Annotated in this window: 14 protein-coding genes; 5 read left to right on the top strand and 9 right to left on the bottom strand. The window is 56.8% G+C overall.

Annotation, left to right across the window (positions count from 1 at the left end; translation table 11 throughout):
* Window positions 1–65: 65 nt before the first annotated feature.
* A complete protein-coding gene (gene dbpA, locus GTU67_RS00955; RefSeq protein ID WP_185778323.1) occupies window positions 66–1,451 on the bottom strand; it encodes an ATP-dependent RNA helicase DbpA in 1,386 nt (461 codons plus the stop codon).
* Window positions 1,452–1,455: 4 nt separating this feature from the next.
* Complete coding sequence (locus GTU67_RS00950; RefSeq protein WP_249417473.1) at window positions 1,456–2,328, bottom strand: pirin family protein; 873 nt, start codon at window positions 2,326–2,328, stop codon at window positions 1,456–1,458.
* A gap of 173 nt (window positions 2,329–2,501) precedes the next feature.
* On the opposite strand from GTU67_RS00950, the gene GTU67_RS00945 reads away from it, so the two are divergent.
* Complete coding sequence (locus tag GTU67_RS00945; RefSeq protein WP_185778322.1) at window positions 2,502–3,089, top strand: TMEM165/GDT1 family protein; 588 nt, start codon at window positions 2,502–2,504, stop codon at window positions 3,087–3,089.
* A 215-nt stretch (window positions 3,090–3,304) separates the two neighbouring features.
* Here GTU67_RS00945 and GTU67_RS00940 read toward each other — a convergent pair whose 3' ends face one another.
* Complete coding sequence (locus GTU67_RS00940; RefSeq protein ID WP_185778321.1) at window positions 3,305–3,871, bottom strand: NADPH-dependent FMN reductase; 567 nt, start codon at window positions 3,869–3,871, stop codon at window positions 3,305–3,307.
* Between the two features lie 94 nt (window positions 3,872–3,965).
* Here GTU67_RS00940 and nadE point away from each other — a divergent pair, with 94 nt between their 5' ends.
* Window positions 3,966–4,808 (top strand): NAD(+) synthase, encoded by an 843-nt coding sequence (nadE, locus tag GTU67_RS00935; protein ID WP_346726946.1) that lies wholly within the window; start codon window positions 3,966–3,968, stop codon window positions 4,806–4,808.
* Window positions 4,809–4,987: 179 nt separating this feature from the next.
* Window positions 4,988–6,244, top strand: coding sequence for a DUF2254 domain-containing protein (locus GTU67_RS00930; RefSeq protein ID WP_185778320.1), 1,257 nt, complete (start codon window positions 4,988–4,990; stop codon window positions 6,242–6,244).
* 62 nt (window positions 6,245–6,306) lie between these two features.
* Here GTU67_RS00930 and GTU67_RS00925 read toward each other — a convergent pair whose 3' ends face one another.
* The 6 genes from GTU67_RS00925 to GTU67_RS00900 form a co-directional block, all read right to left on the bottom strand.
* Window positions 6,307–7,089: an ABC transporter permease gene (locus GTU67_RS00925; protein WP_185778319.1), complete on the bottom strand. Its 783-nt coding sequence runs from the start codon at window positions 7,087–7,089 to the stop codon at window positions 6,307–6,309.
* Window positions 7,090–7,101: 12 nt separating this feature from the next.
* Complete coding sequence (locus tag GTU67_RS00920; RefSeq protein ID WP_185778318.1) at window positions 7,102–8,304, bottom strand: ABC transporter substrate-binding protein; 1,203 nt, start codon at window positions 8,302–8,304, stop codon at window positions 7,102–7,104.
* Between the two features lie 12 nt (window positions 8,305–8,316).
* Complete coding sequence (locus tag GTU67_RS00915) at window positions 8,317–9,120, bottom strand: ABC transporter ATP-binding protein (RefSeq protein WP_185778317.1); 804 nt, start codon at window positions 9,118–9,120, stop codon at window positions 8,317–8,319.
* A 2-nt stretch (window positions 9,121–9,122) separates the two neighbouring features.
* Window positions 9,123–10,232, bottom strand: coding sequence for an acyl-CoA dehydrogenase family protein (locus tag GTU67_RS00910; protein WP_185778316.1), 1,110 nt, complete (start codon window positions 10,230–10,232; stop codon window positions 9,123–9,125).
* 89 nt (window positions 10,233–10,321) lie between these two features.
* Window positions 10,322–10,864, bottom strand: a complete 543-nt coding sequence (locus GTU67_RS00905; RefSeq protein WP_185778315.1) for a carboxymuconolactone decarboxylase family protein — start codon at window positions 10,862–10,864, stop codon at window positions 10,322–10,324.
* Between the two features lie 201 nt (window positions 10,865–11,065).
* Complete coding sequence (locus tag GTU67_RS00900) at window positions 11,066–12,196, bottom strand: aminotransferase class V-fold PLP-dependent enzyme (RefSeq protein ID WP_185778314.1); 1,131 nt, start codon at window positions 12,194–12,196, stop codon at window positions 11,066–11,068.
* Window positions 12,197–12,262: 66 nt separating this feature from the next.
* Here GTU67_RS00900 and GTU67_RS00895 point away from each other — a divergent pair, with 66 nt between their 5' ends.
* Both GTU67_RS00895 and GTU67_RS00890 read left to right on the top strand, forming a co-directional pair.
* Window positions 12,263–12,568, top strand: coding sequence for a YciI family protein (locus tag GTU67_RS00895; protein ID WP_185778313.1), 306 nt, complete (start codon window positions 12,263–12,265; stop codon window positions 12,566–12,568).
* Between the two features lie 228 nt (window positions 12,569–12,796).
* On the top strand, window positions 12,797–13,042 hold the full coding sequence (locus tag GTU67_RS00890; RefSeq protein ID WP_221893216.1) for a Flp family type IVb pilin: 246 nt from the start codon (window positions 12,797–12,799) through the stop codon (window positions 13,040–13,042).
* Window positions 13,043–13,078 lie beyond the last annotated feature (36 nt).

The raw sequence follows: 13,078 nt of genomic DNA, 5'->3' as shown, positions 1-13,078 counted from the left end.
GGCTATGTAGTTCGCCGCTGATACCTGCCGCGTAAGGGTTGCGCAGCAGGCTGCCGGGTACGGCATCAGCTCATGAAGCGCATCCGGAATTGCTTGCCTTTTATCTGGCCATTGGCCAGGTGGGCGTAGGCGTCGTCGGCAACTTCGCGCTTTAAGGCGACAAAAGCCACATAATCAAGAATAGTGATTTTGCCGACATCGTCGAATTGCAAGCCCGCGTCTTTTGTGAGGGCGCCGAGCAGGTCGCCAGGGCGCAGCTTGTTTTTCTTGCCCCCCTGAATACACAGGGTGACCATGGGCGCACCCACCGGTTTAATGGCTTGTTTTTTAACGGATTCAACCGGCTTCCATACCAAAGGCGCCTTCTGGAACTGCGCAATGCGCTCGGCCCAATGCATTTCTTTGGTGCCTACCAGGCTAATGGCCAGGCCGGGCTGGTCGGTTCGGCCGGTACGGCCAATGCGGTGAACGTGCACTTCGGGGTCGGGCGAAATATCGACGTTGATGACGGCATCGAGGGTTTTGATGTCTAGACCCCGCGCGGCGACGTCGGTGGCGACCAGCACAGCACAGCTTTGGTTGGCAAACTGGATCATCACGTCCTCGCGGTCGCGTTGTTCCATGTCTCCGTGAAGCTCGAGGGCGCTGAAACCGTGTTCACGCAGCACGTCGGTCATGTCGGTGACACGCGCCTTGGTGTTGCAAAATATCAGGGTGGAGCCAGGCCGGTGTTTTGAAAGCAGCTTGACGGCAATGTCGAGGCGCTGGTCGTCGTTGACTTCGTAGAAATGTTGTTCGATGTGGTGGGCGCTGTGCAGGGCTTCGGTGAAGACTTCGAGCGGGCGGTTAAGGAAGCGGGCGCTGGCCTTGCGGATGTTGTCGGGGTACGTGGCCGAGAACAGCAAGGTTTGGCGCTTGTGCGGGCAATGCGATGCAATCGCTACCATGTCGTCATAGAAACCCATGTCGATCATGCGGTCGGCTTCGTCAAGCACCAGGGTTTGCAGCCCGGGCAAAATCAGGCTTTCGCGCTCAAGGTGGTCGCGCACGCGGCCGGGCGTACCTACAACAACATGGGCCCCGTGCTGCAGCGATTCGATTTGCGGCTTGATGGCCGCACCGCCACACAAGGTAAGAATTTTGATGTTTTCGATGTTGCGCGCCAGTCGTCGCAGTTCGCGGCTGACCTGGTCGGCCAGTTCGCGGGTGGGGCAAAGTACCAGTGCCTGTGTGCCAAAGTAGCGTGGGTTGAGCTTTGCCAGCAAGGGCAGGCCAAATGCCGCTGTTTTACCCGAACCGGTTTTGGCTTGCGCGATCAGGTCTTTACCGTCGAGGGCCAAAGGCAAGGTTTGCGCCTGAATCGGCGTCATGTCGGTAAAACCGAGGTCGTCGAGTGTGGCCAGTAAGGTGTCTGGTAGCGGCAGGGTGTGGAAACCCGTAGGTGTGGTCATAAATTTAAAATTGTCCTGATTGGAAGTCGCTGACGGCCTGCATGAGCTCTTGCTGGGTGTTCATGACAAACGGGCCGTATTGGGCGATAGGCTCGTTGAGGGGCTCGCCGGCGATGAGCAATACGCGGGCCGGGCCGTCTGCACTGATAACAACGCCGTCGGTACCCGGTGTGTTGGTAAAGATGCCCATGTTTTGCAAGGGGACGGGCGTGTTACCCGTTTTAACCTCGCCACGATACACATAAACAAATGCGTTTGCCGATGCCGGCATGGCCTGTGAAAACTGCCCCGGGCCACTGAAGTGGATGTCGAGATACAGCGGCCGGGTTTTTGTGCGCTGGATTTTCCCCGCAACGCCGTGGCTTTGCCCGGCAATGACCCGTACGTTGACGTTGGCCGACGGTGCAATTTCGGGCATCTCTTCATTCTGGATATCGAGATACCCGGGTGCGCACATTTTGTCGGCGGCGGGCAGATTCAGCCATAACTGGAAACCTTCCATTACGCCTTCTTCTTGCTCGGGCAGTTCCGAGTGCACAACGCCGCGCCCGGCCGTCATCCATTGCACGCCGCCATTTTGCAAAATGCCTTCGTTGCCGGCACTGTCGTTGTGGCGCATGCGCCCGGCAATCATGTAGGTAATGGTTTCAAAACCCCGGTGCGGATGGTTGGGGAAGCCGGCAATGTAATCGTCGGGGTCGTCGCTGCCAAAGGCGTCGAGCATCAGGTACGGGTCGAGGCGTCGCTGCAGGCTGCCCGAAAGGACACGTGTCAATTTGACACCGGCACCGTCGGAGGTGGGGCGCCCGACAATCAGGCGTTCGATCGGGCGGGGTGAGGTCACGATTTCGGCGTGTTTGACGGGAATCATCGGCATGGTGTTTACCTTGAGGCGGGGAGGGTGACAAAGTGTTCGGGACGAGGGCCGCGATGTGGCGGGCACGGTGAGCACTGCAACAGGGGTTGGTAAATGCGCTGCGGTCGTCAGGCCTGCGACAGGTTTAGGACGATACAATACCGCCCGGGTCAATTATAGGTGAAGGTAGCATTGTGGAAGCATTGTGGGTATCGACCGGTGTCGTCGCACTGGCAGAAATGGGTGACAAAACCCAGTTGCTGGCGTTTATTCTGGCCGCGCGGTTCAAAAAGCCGGTACCCATCATTTTGGGCATTTTGGCTGCAACTTTGCTTAACCATGGCCTGGCCGGCGCCGTCGGCACCTGGGTCACGACCGTAATCAGCCCCGATGTTTTGCGCTGGGTCCTCGGCCTCTCGTTTTTGGCCATGGCTATCTGGACACTTATCCCGGACAAGATCGAAGAGGAAGAAACCCAGATTGCCCGCAGGCTTGGGGTGTTTGGCGCCACGTTTGTGACGTTTTTTCTGGCCGAGATGGGCGATAAAACGCAGATTGCGACAGTGGCCCTGGCCGCCAGTTACGCTGCGCCGGTGTTGGTGATTGCCGGTACGACGTTGGGCATGCTTATTGCCGATGTGCCTGCCGTTTTTGTGGGGAATAAATTTGCCGCCAAGATTCCGATGCGGCTGGTGCACAGCATTGCGGCTGCCATTTTTGCCGTGTTAGGTGTGTTGGCGCTGCTGGGCGTGGGTGACTTCATGGTGGGTGCCGGTAATTAAAACCGTATTTTGGCTAAATCGGCGGGCCGATGTCTGGTCTTGCCAGCGGCACACGTTCAACTGCAATGCAGCGGCCCAAATCCAACTGCAATAAAAAGACCCCATTGCCAGATTAAACAACACCCCAAAAATCGGACGTCAGTTTGATATTTGGGGTGTTTTGAATTACGCGTTTGCAGGTTTTATGCTGACCTGCTTACTGTTACGTACCCGGTTCAGGCGCGCATGGTTTTCAGGGCAACGGCCCACCGGTGCAGTTCGCCCAGCATGGTTTCGGCCGATTTGTCGATCAGTTCATTCGACTTGAAATTTTTGTTTTCGTCGAGCATGGTGGCCACCATGGGTACCATCACGCCTTCTGTAATGGCCATCATGCGCAGGGTTGTCACCAGCGATTTGGCTTGCTGGGCAGCGCGCAGGCCACCCGAAACGCCGCCGTAGCTGACGAACCCGGCAGGTTTGTAGGCCCATTCCTTAACCAGGTAGTTCAAGGCGTTGTAGAACGAGGGCGGTGCGCAGTAGTTGTATTCGGGAGTCACAAATACAAACGCATCGGCCGAATCAACACTGGCGCTCCAGCGTTTGGTGTGATCGTGCTGGTAGTTGCGCATGGCCGGGTGATTGGGTTCGTCAAAAACGGGCAGCTTGAAGTCGACCAGGTCAATCAGTTCGATGTCGAACTGGCTATTGGCCTTGGCATAGTCGGCAAACCATTTGGCCACAGACGGGCCAACGCGGCCAGGGCGGGTACTGCAAATAATTACCTGAAGCTTGAGTGCCATAGAATCGAAATCTCCAATGTGGTGACGGTGCCCGGATTGTGCACCGCATCAGCTATCATAAAGCCTGATCTTGACGCCATAAAGAGGAAGCGCCGTGTTGTCTCCTGACCAGACCGCTCTGCAAAAGCAGATTATTTCAGAACTTTGTGTTGCCGATACCTTCAATGTTGACCAGGAAATCGAAAAGCGTGTCACGTTTTTGGCCGACTATCTGTTGCGCACGCGCCGTAAAGCCCTGGTGCTGGGTATCAGCGGCGGGGTCGATTCACTGGTGGGGGGCTGTCTTTCGCAGCGCGCTGTCGAGCGGGTGCGTGCCGCCGGGGCCCAGGCGCAATTTATTGCCATGCGTTTGCCCTATGGCGTACAAAAAGACGAAGCCGATGCGCAGGCCGGGCTAGGTGTTATTCGGCCCGACCGCCTGATTACCGTCGATATCAAGCCGGCCAGCGACGCGATGCTGGCGTCGGTTATTCAGGGGGGCGCCGAGTTTCGCGACCCTGCCCACCAAGACTTTTTGCTGGGCAATATCAAGGCGCGCCAGCGCATGATCGCTCAGTTTGCTGTAGGTGGTGCTTACGATGGCATTGTGGTGGGCACTGACCATGCTGCCGAGGCCCTGACAGGTTTCTTCACCAAATTCGGCGATGGCGCCGCCGACGTTACCCCGTTGACCGGGCTTTCAAAACGTCGTGTAAGGGCGTTGGCGTTGCGGTTTGGTGCGCCTGAATCCCTGGTTTATAAAGTGCCCACGGCCGACCTCGAATCGCTATCGCCGCTTAAACCCGACGAGGAGGCGTTTGGCCTGACCTACGATCAACTCGATGATTTCCTCGAGGGCAAGCAAGTTTCAGCCGAGGTATTTGAAAAAATCGTCGGTATTTATCGGGCAACGGCTCACAAGCGGGCCCTGCCTTACAGCCCGTTCGATACGTTTTAAACAGCTTTGGTCATGACGCGCCCCGTACAGGCAAGTGCATAAAGGGGCGCACTTGAAGGGCGCAACCGCGTTCACCGCCAAGGTGGGTCGCCTACCTTCATCCAGGCGAATAATAACGAGGCCAAGGCCGCACGGTAGCCGGTTTGTTTTGTACGCAAGCGGGCCAATTGGGGGAAATCATGCTGTCGAAATGGCAATGGCTGGTTAAACAACTTACGCGCACCCTTTGGGTCAGGGCGCTTTTATTTTCATTGCTTGCCATTGCATCGGCGTTGCTGTCGGTACTGCTCGATCCGTTCATTCCCGAAGGGCTGGCCGGCATTATTGGCGCCGATGCTGTCGATCATATTCTCGATATCCTGGCCGGCAGCATGCTGGCGGTGACCACGTTCTCGTTAACCGTTATGGTGTCGGCCTACAGTGCCGCAACGTCCAGCGTTACACCGCGCGCTACACGGCTGCTCATGCAAGACACCACCAGCCAAAATGTATTGTCCACGTTTCTGGGGTCGTTTCTCTTCAGTCTGGTGGGTATTGTGGCCCTTAGCGCCGGGGTTTACGGGCCCCGAGGCCGCGTCGTTTTGTTTGTGGTGTCGCTGGTTGTTATTGGGTTGGTGGTACTGGCATTGCTGCGCTGGATTTCCCACCTGACCCATTTTGGTCGCGTGGGCGACACCACCGAGCGCGTTGAGACGGCCACGGCCAACGCCCTTGATTACTGGCGACGTTGCCCCGCGATGGGCGGACAAGTGTTGCTAAACCCCAAAAGCACTATCCCGACTTGCGCGACGCCGGTGTACGCCGATTGCGTGGCCTATGTTGAGCATCTTGATGTTGGTCAACTGGATGAATGTGCCGAAAAGTTCGGCTGTACCGTTTATGTTGACGCGGTTGCCGGGGCGTTTGTGCATCCGCGTACGCCGCTGCTGTGGGTCGATGTTACGCCCGGCAGTGCGTTAATTCAGGCGATGCGTGCGGCCTACACACTGGCGCCCGAACGCTCTTTCGACCAAGACCCTCGCTTCGGTCTGTGTGTCCTGGCCGAAATTGCGTCACGTGCCTTGTCGCCTGCCGTCAATGACCCGGGTACGGCCATTGATGTCCTGGGGCGTGGCGCGCGGGTATTAATCTCTTTTTTTGCGCCGGTCACGCCATCGGATACCGTACAGCATGCGCGTGTATGGGTGCCGCCGTTGGCGCTTGACGATATGCTCAATGATTTTTTTACGCCTATCTCGCGAGATGGCGCGGGCATGATAGAGGTACAGGTGCGTGTACAAAAAGTGTTGCATGCCCTCAGCTGCAATGTACCGGCATCGGCTCGGGCGGCTGTGCGCAAACACGCGCAACTTGCATTCGAGCGGGCAACGCACGCGTTAACGTTGCAATCCGACAAACAGGCGCTGTTGCATTTGCATCGGCGCCTGTTTGGTTGACATCAGGTCTGTCTAGTTGACATCAGGTCTGTCTAGTTGACGTCAGGCCTGTCTGGTTGAAGTCAGGTCTGGTTGGTGTGTGTCCAGCGCTGGTAAAGCTTCTGGGCGGCCAGGTCAAGCAAAAAGCCCAAGGCGCCAATCAGCACAATCACGGCCATCAGTTCTGAATAGGCCAGACGGTCGCGGGTGTCTAAAATAAAGTATCCCAGCCCCGAGCTGACCCCGAGCATTTCGCAGGGCACCAGCACGATCCAGATAATACCTATTGCCAAACGGGCGCCGGTAAGAATGTGGCCCAATACGCCAGGGATCACAATACGCAGCAAGACCTCGCTTCGGGTTGCACTTAAGCTTTTGGCCAGCATCAACCATTTAGGGTCAAGCTGCTTGACGCCCGCAGCTGTATTCAAGATAACGGGCCAGACGGCGGCAAACGACAGCAGAAAGTAAATGGGCGCGTCGCCAATACCAAAAATCATGACCGCAATAGGCATCCATGACAGCGGCGAAATCATGCGTAAAAACTGGAACGCGCTGCTGGTGCTGTTTTCGAGCATGCGCGAACCACCGATGGCCAGGCCGACCGGAATGCCGATAAGCAAGGCAAAGAACAACCCCACCAGTACACGCTTCAAGCTGGTCAGGGTGTGGGTGGTGAGCTGGTTGTCGCTGACAAGAGCGTACAAACTGGACAGCGTATCGGCCGGGCTGAGCAGTTCGGCCATGCCGATATCGCGTTTTAAAAACTCGATACCGATGCCCCAAAGCACGATCAGCACCAGCAGCCCGGCCACGCTAAGCAACATACGCTTGCCGGGTGCTGCGAAAAAGAAAATCTTGCGCATGAACGTTTTGCCTTAAGCGGTGATGGTTTCCTGGCGCTCGTAGCCCGGTGGCATGCCAAAAACGCTCATGCCGCCAACGCTTTCGATGGCCTTGCGCGCAAAGCGGTCATCAACCAGGTCTTTGGCTGCAAAGGCCGGGTCCAGTGTTTCCAGGAATTCGTTTTTGCCCGACACCAGCGTGTCTTTAAGACGGCGCACCAGTTCTTCGGTGTAGCTGGGGAACGGGTAGGGCTGGAAGTCGATACGCTTTTCTTGCCACGCTTTATTAACGATGGCGCCGTCTGCTTCGTAGCGGGCGCGATCCAGCTTCGCGGGTACCAATACTTCAGCCAGCGTGTTGAACGGGTGGGGCGTATAGCGTTGCTCGTGGTCTTTAGACAGAATGCGCGCCGTTTCTTCGCGGTTTTCCTGGATCCAGGCTTGCGCCTGAACAATGCCGTTGACTACGCCCTGGGTCCATTCGGGCCGGTTCACGGTATCTTCTTCGTGCATCAGCACGACGCAGCAGGCGTGATCTTTCCAGACGTCGCCGGTAAAGCGCAAAATTTTCCCAACCTTGAGTAGTTCGGCCGAGGCGTTGAACGGTTCGGCCACGGTGTAGCCCGAAATCTGCTTGTTGGCCAGCGCGGGCAGCATGTCGGACGGCGCCATGACCACCAGCTTGACTTGTTTTGCGGTGGGTTCGCCGTCGCTAATGGGCTCGAGGCCTTTGCCTTTAAGCAAGTGCTGCAACACAACGTTGTGAATTGAATACCAGAAAGGAATGGCCACCGTCGTGCCGCCTAGCTGTGCGACGTCGTTGATGTCGTGTTGTACGGTCAAGCCCGAACCCGACATGTGGTTCCAGGCGACGACCTTGGCTTTTGACTGGCTGCCGTAACGCGCCCAAACGGTCATGGGCGACAACAGGTGAACGGCATTGACCTGACCGGCCAGAAAGGCTTCAACCAGTTGGGCCCAACTGCGGAACAAGCGCGGTTTTTCGACTTGCAAGCCTTGCTTTTCGAACAGGCCATTGTTGTGCGCCACCAGCAAAGGTGTGGCGTCGGTGATGGGCAGGTAGCCAATGCGCAACGGGGCATTCGGGTCGGCCGCAAAAGCCTTGCGCTGCATGCCAAGCAAAGGCAGTGCGCCCATGGCGGTAAACAAGGAAGAAAGCTTCAGAAACTGGCGGCGAGCTTCGTTCGTGGCTGGGGTGTCGTTAAAGGTTGTCATGGTGGGGCTCTTTCAGTGTGTCTGGGCAGGTTTTTGGCGTGCCTTGCGCAAGGCATGCACGATTTCCAGGCGAATGCGCTCGAGTTCGTCGATCGCTTCGTCGCGCGGATGAGGCAAAGTAATGTGCCATTCGCCAATCAGGCGCCCCGGGTGGTGGCCAATCAGCAAGATGCGGTCGGCCAGCAACAGGGCTTCGTCGATATCGTGTGTCACCATTACGGCGGCAGCTTGATGTTTTTGGGTAATGGCGCGCAGCAGGTCCTGCATTTCGGTGCGTGTAATTTCGTCAAGCGCGCTGAAGGGCTCGTCGAGCAGCAGCATTTCGGGCTGACGTGCGAGGCAGCGTGCCAGCGCCGCACGTTGGGCCATCCCCCCCGAAAGCTCGGCCGGGTAACGGTGGCGTGCAGCCGACAGGCCCACTTCGCCGATGGCTGCTGCCACGCGGGCTTCACGCTCGGCCTCGCCGGTTTTGGGCTGATGTTTGAAGTCGAGCCCGAAGCCGACGTTTTGCTCGAGGTTGAGCCAGGGCAGCAAGCTTGGGTCTTGAAACACAAACCCCAGTCGTGGGTGGGGGCCGTTAAGGGCTTCACCGTGTATGCGCACCCAACCGGTTTCGGGCTGTTGAAGCCCGGCCAGTACACGCAACAAAGAAGACTTGCCGACGCCGCTTGGGCCCAGGATGGCCACGGTTTCGCCCTGGGCTACCTGCAACGAAAACTCGGTAAGTACCGTGTTGCGAGGTTTGCCTTTGCCCGTATAGGTCAGCTGGATGTCGCGGGCCTCGAGGACGAGCGGGCGGTGGGTGGTTTGATTCATGATCAGGCCGCTTCTGCCTGGAGTAACTCGAGGTCGTTGATTTCTTTGCGCAAGTGCTTCAGGGCCGGCGTCACGATGGCGACGAATACGGCCTCGCGCTGGCGGCGCTGCGCGCCGTGGTTCATCAGGTAGCCTTTGGCACCCGTGTGCAGTACTTCAGACTGCGTGGCACGCAAAGCAAGTTCTGATGTGGCCAGGCGTGCCTTGAGCACGTCGAGAAGCGGTGCCTCGCCGGTTTGCGCCTGGCGAGCCAGGTCGGCAACCTGAGCTTTCAGTGTTTGCAGTTCAGCGGCCAGGTCTTCGGCCTGGTCATCCAGGAAGACGTTGACGTGTGAATGCGTTTGATTGGTGGCGCGCATCGATTCGATGCTGGCTTCGATAATGCCCAGGCCCATGCCCGTTTGGCCCAGTACAAACCCGGGTTTGATGCGTTGGATATACGCCTTGAATTGCAAGGGGTGAGCAATAACGTCGTTGTTAGACACCGTTACTTTGTCGAAGCGCACGTTCAGGGTCTGGGTACCTTCCATGCCCGAAAACGGCAGGCAGCGGCGCAGCGTGACCCCGGGCGCGTTGCAGCGTACGGCAAACATAATGTAGCCCTCGTCTTCAACATGGGCGGCAACAACGGCCAGATGGTCTTCGCCAATATTGGATACCCAGGGCAAGGAGCCGTTAACTTCGTAGCCTTGCTCGGTGCGGGTGGCGCGCAGATTGATTTTTTCGATGCCGGCCAGATGCTTGACGGTGTTTGACATGCCGGTACCGGCCAGCAACTCACCCGACGCTACCCGGGCCAGATAGCGTTCGCGGACGGCGTTGTTGGCGGCGTTCAGCAGGTACCACGCGCAGGTTGACTGGCACCACACCATGAAAGCGGTCGAACCGCACTCGCGGCTTACCAAAGTGGTGGCGTCGATTTGAACAGACAGATCAAGGCCCTGACCGCCCTGCGCTTGAGGTACGCTGGCCGAAAAACCACCCAGCTGCCCCAGTTTTCGCAGATATTGTTCTGGGTACTGACCTTGGTCGATGGCCGTCACCATGGGCGCCAGATCAGACTTGGCGTGTTGGGCAATGGCGTTGATCAGGGTAGAGGCAGATTGGGTCATGACCGGGTTCCTTGGGTGGTGCGGGCGATTCGGGGCAAATTGTGTTGCCGCGCCCCGACGACACGTGCCGCCGGGGCTGCAGCCTTGTATCAGGCGTGCGGCTGCAGTTCGGGGTTGATGGGCGTTTGTGCCAGGTTGTTGGCAAAGTTGCACAGTGTGGCCAGGCTGACGCCCAGTACGGCTTCAAGTGCGTTAGCCTGGCTGTAGCCGGCGTCAAAGAACGCTTTCAAGGCGTCGTCAGAGACCTGACCCTTGTTTTCGATGACGGCAATTGTGAATTGCGCCAGCGCGTTAAGCTTGGGGTCGGACACGGCTTGCGTATTGCGCAGTGCCTGGATGACCTCTTCGGGCATGCCCAGTTTTTTGCGCGACAGTGCGGTGTGGCCGGCGACGCAGAAGCCGCAACCATTCAGGGTGGCCGCTGTAATTTGCACTACTTCGCGCTCTTCGGGGGTCAGGCCGGTGCGTGCGTTAATAGCGCCGACGACCTGGTAGGTTTCAAGTGCGGTAGGGGCGTTTGCCAGCACACCAATCAGGTTGGGCAAAAAGCCATTGTTCTTTTTGGCAGTTTCCAGGCGCTCTTTGGAGGCTTCTGGGGCAGATTCGATCGAGTGAATAGTAAGGCGGCTCATGGATGCTCACAGAAAGAGGTTTATCAAAATTCTTTCCGTTCATTCTAGAGATGCGCCTATAGAATCAGAACTAATATAAAAAAATAATCTTATTTCTAATGGTTATATAAAGGCATTGCCGGGGTCATAAGGAGCGATTTGGCAAAAACGGCCTGGGTACGGTGCTGTTTGGTTATATAGACCGCACGCCGGCCGGAAATGTCAGCCTGAAATTTTGGCTAGCGCAGCTTCTAGTAACTGAACGGTGCGATCAATGTTGTTAAGCTTGTCGAGCCCGAACAAACCCAGCCGGAATGTTTTGTAATCGGCCGGCTCGTCGCATTGCAATGGTACCCCCGCGGCAGCCTGAAGCCCGACATCGATAAACTTACGCGCCGATTGCAAGTCGTTGTCGGTGGTGTAGCTGACCACGACACCGGGTGCCTCGAAGCCGGGGGCGGCGACGCTTTTGAAACCATGTTTAGCCAGCAGGGCGCGAACGGCTTTGCCCAGCTCAAGCTGGCGGGCTTTCATGGTGTCGAAGCCGCTGGCGCGGGTTTCGGCCATGGCGTTACGCAAGCTGACCAGGCCGTCGGTAGGCATGGTCGCGTGGTACGCGTGCCCGCCGTTTTCGTAAGCTTGCATGATTTGCAGCCATTTGCGCAGGTCGCAGGCAAAGCTGGTGCTGGTCGTGTGTTCGATGCGCTGCAGAGCGGTTTCGCCCAACATGACCAACCCGCAGCAGGCGGCGCCTGTCCAGCCCTTTTGCGGCGCGCTTATTAGTACATCAATACCCACAGCTTTCATGTTGACCCACACCGTGCCCGACGCAATACAGTCGAGCACAAACAGCCCGCCAACCGCGTGGACCGCGTCGGCAACCTGCTTTAAATAGTCGTCGGGCAGCATAATGCCCGAGGCGGTTTCGACGTGCGGGGCAAATACCAGGTCGGGCTTGTATTCATTAATGGCCGCCACGACTTCGTCGATGGGCGCAGGGGCAAAGGGGCTTTGCGAACCGCTTTCGATTTGGCGCGCCTTTAGCACCTTATGTTCGGCCGGTATGCCGCCCATGTCAAAAATTTGCGTCCAGCGATAACTGAACCAGCCGTTGCGCAGCACCATGCAGCGTTTACCCGTGGCAAACTGGCGGGCGACGGCCTCCATGCCGAATGTGCCGCTGCCCGGTACAACAATAGCGGCCTGCGCAGCGTACACTTCTTTCAGGGTTGCCGAAATGTCGTTCATGACGCCCTGGAACAGGTTTGACATGTGGTTTAGTGCCCGGTCGGTGTACACCACCGAATATTCGAGCAAACCATCGGGGTCGACAACGGGTACCAGTTTTGACATGCGTAACTCCTGAAATTTTATGTGTATGGTATTGATTGTAGACGGATTGTTTAAAAGGAAATAACCATGCTGTTTGCCTTTGTATTGTTAGACAAGCCTGGTACGGCCGACTTGCGTTTACGTGTGCGGCCCGAACATAAGGCCTACCTTGCGCAGCGGCAAGACCATATCGCCTTTGCCGGCCCTTTAACGCACGACGACGGCCAAACCATGCTGGGTAGCTTACTGGTAATGGACTTTGCGTCGCGAGACGAGGCGCACGAATGGCTGGCCAACGAGCCGTTTTACAAGGCAGGCCTGTATGGCAGCGTTGCGGTGCATGCCTTTAACAACTTGTGGCCGCAAAAAGCAGGGTTCCCTAAGGCGGTGTAAGTGAATGTTTTTACAAGTGTCATAACCTTAAGTAAACTATACAAAAAAACAACGAAGTGTTTAATTTAGATCAAGTTTCCGGTACAAATACAAACGTTTTTCATCACGTTGGTGCTACGATGAAATCGTGCTAAGGTCGTTGCGTGTTGAAGGTTAAAAGCCCGTCAATCAGGGTTTAGCCTAGGTCGGTATTTTGGTTTAATACCTTCAGTTCAGGTTTCCGCGTTTTTGTCGGGTAACCTGTCAAACAAGCAAGTGGGGCCTGTAAAGATTGCAGTATTTTTATTTACCAAGGAGATGTTGATGTTGAATTTTTTGAAAGCTTTGCGTCGTGACGAGCGTGGCGTCAGCGCGCTTGAGTATGCGATTTTGGGTGCGGTGGTTCTGGCTGCGATCTCTTTAGCTGTCAGTGGCTTGGATACTGATATCGCGGCAGCCTTTACTGGTATCGGTGATGCTATTAATCCAGACTAGACTCTTCTACTCTAGATTGTTTTTAGCCAGGAATCT

This window comes from Pusillimonas minor (assembly GCF_014237865.1).
Lineage (GTDB): Bacteria > Pseudomonadota > Gammaproteobacteria > Burkholderiales > Burkholderiaceae_B > Neopusillimonas > Neopusillimonas minor.
The sequence above is the reverse complement of the archived record's forward strand: the minus strand, read 5'-3'. Positions and strand labels throughout refer to the sequence as shown.

Coding starts and splice junctions, on each gene's coding strand:
- GTU67_RS00905 (WP_185778315.1), bottom strand. CDS start 10,864: ATGAGCCGCCTTACTATTCACTCGATCGAATCTGCCCCAGAAGCCTCC.
- GTU67_RS00950 (WP_249417473.1), bottom strand. CDS start 2,328: ATGCCGATGATTCCCGTCAAACACGCCGAAATCGTGACCTCACCCCGC.
- GTU67_RS00930 (WP_185778320.1), top strand. CDS start 4,988: ATGCTGTCGAAATGGCAATGGCTGGTTAAACAACTTACGCGCACCCTT.
- GTU67_RS00900 (WP_185778314.1), bottom strand. CDS start 12,196: ATGTCAAAACTGGTACCCGTTGTCGACCCCGATGGTTTGCTCGAATAT.
- GTU67_RS00925 (WP_185778319.1), bottom strand. CDS start 7,089: ATGCGCAAGATTTTCTTTTTCGCAGCACCCGGCAAGCGTATGTTGCTT.
- GTU67_RS00920 (WP_185778318.1), bottom strand. CDS start 8,304: ATGACAACCTTTAACGACACCCCAGCCACGAACGAAGCTCGCCGCCAG.
- GTU67_RS00910 (WP_185778316.1), bottom strand. CDS start 10,232: ATGACCCAATCTGCCTCTACCCTGATCAACGCCATTGCCCAACACGCC.
- GTU67_RS00940 (WP_185778321.1), bottom strand. CDS start 3,871: ATGGCACTCAAGCTTCAGGTAATTATTTGCAGTACCCGCCCTGGCCGC.
- GTU67_RS00915 (WP_185778317.1), bottom strand. CDS start 9,120: ATGAATCAAACCACCCACCGCCCGCTCGTCCTCGAGGCCCGCGACATC.
- dbpA (WP_185778323.1), bottom strand. CDS start 1,451: ATGACCACACCTACGGGTTTCCACACCCTGCCGCTACCAGACACCTTA.
- GTU67_RS00895 (WP_185778313.1), top strand. CDS start 12,263: ATGCTGTTTGCCTTTGTATTGTTAGACAAGCCTGGTACGGCCGACTTG.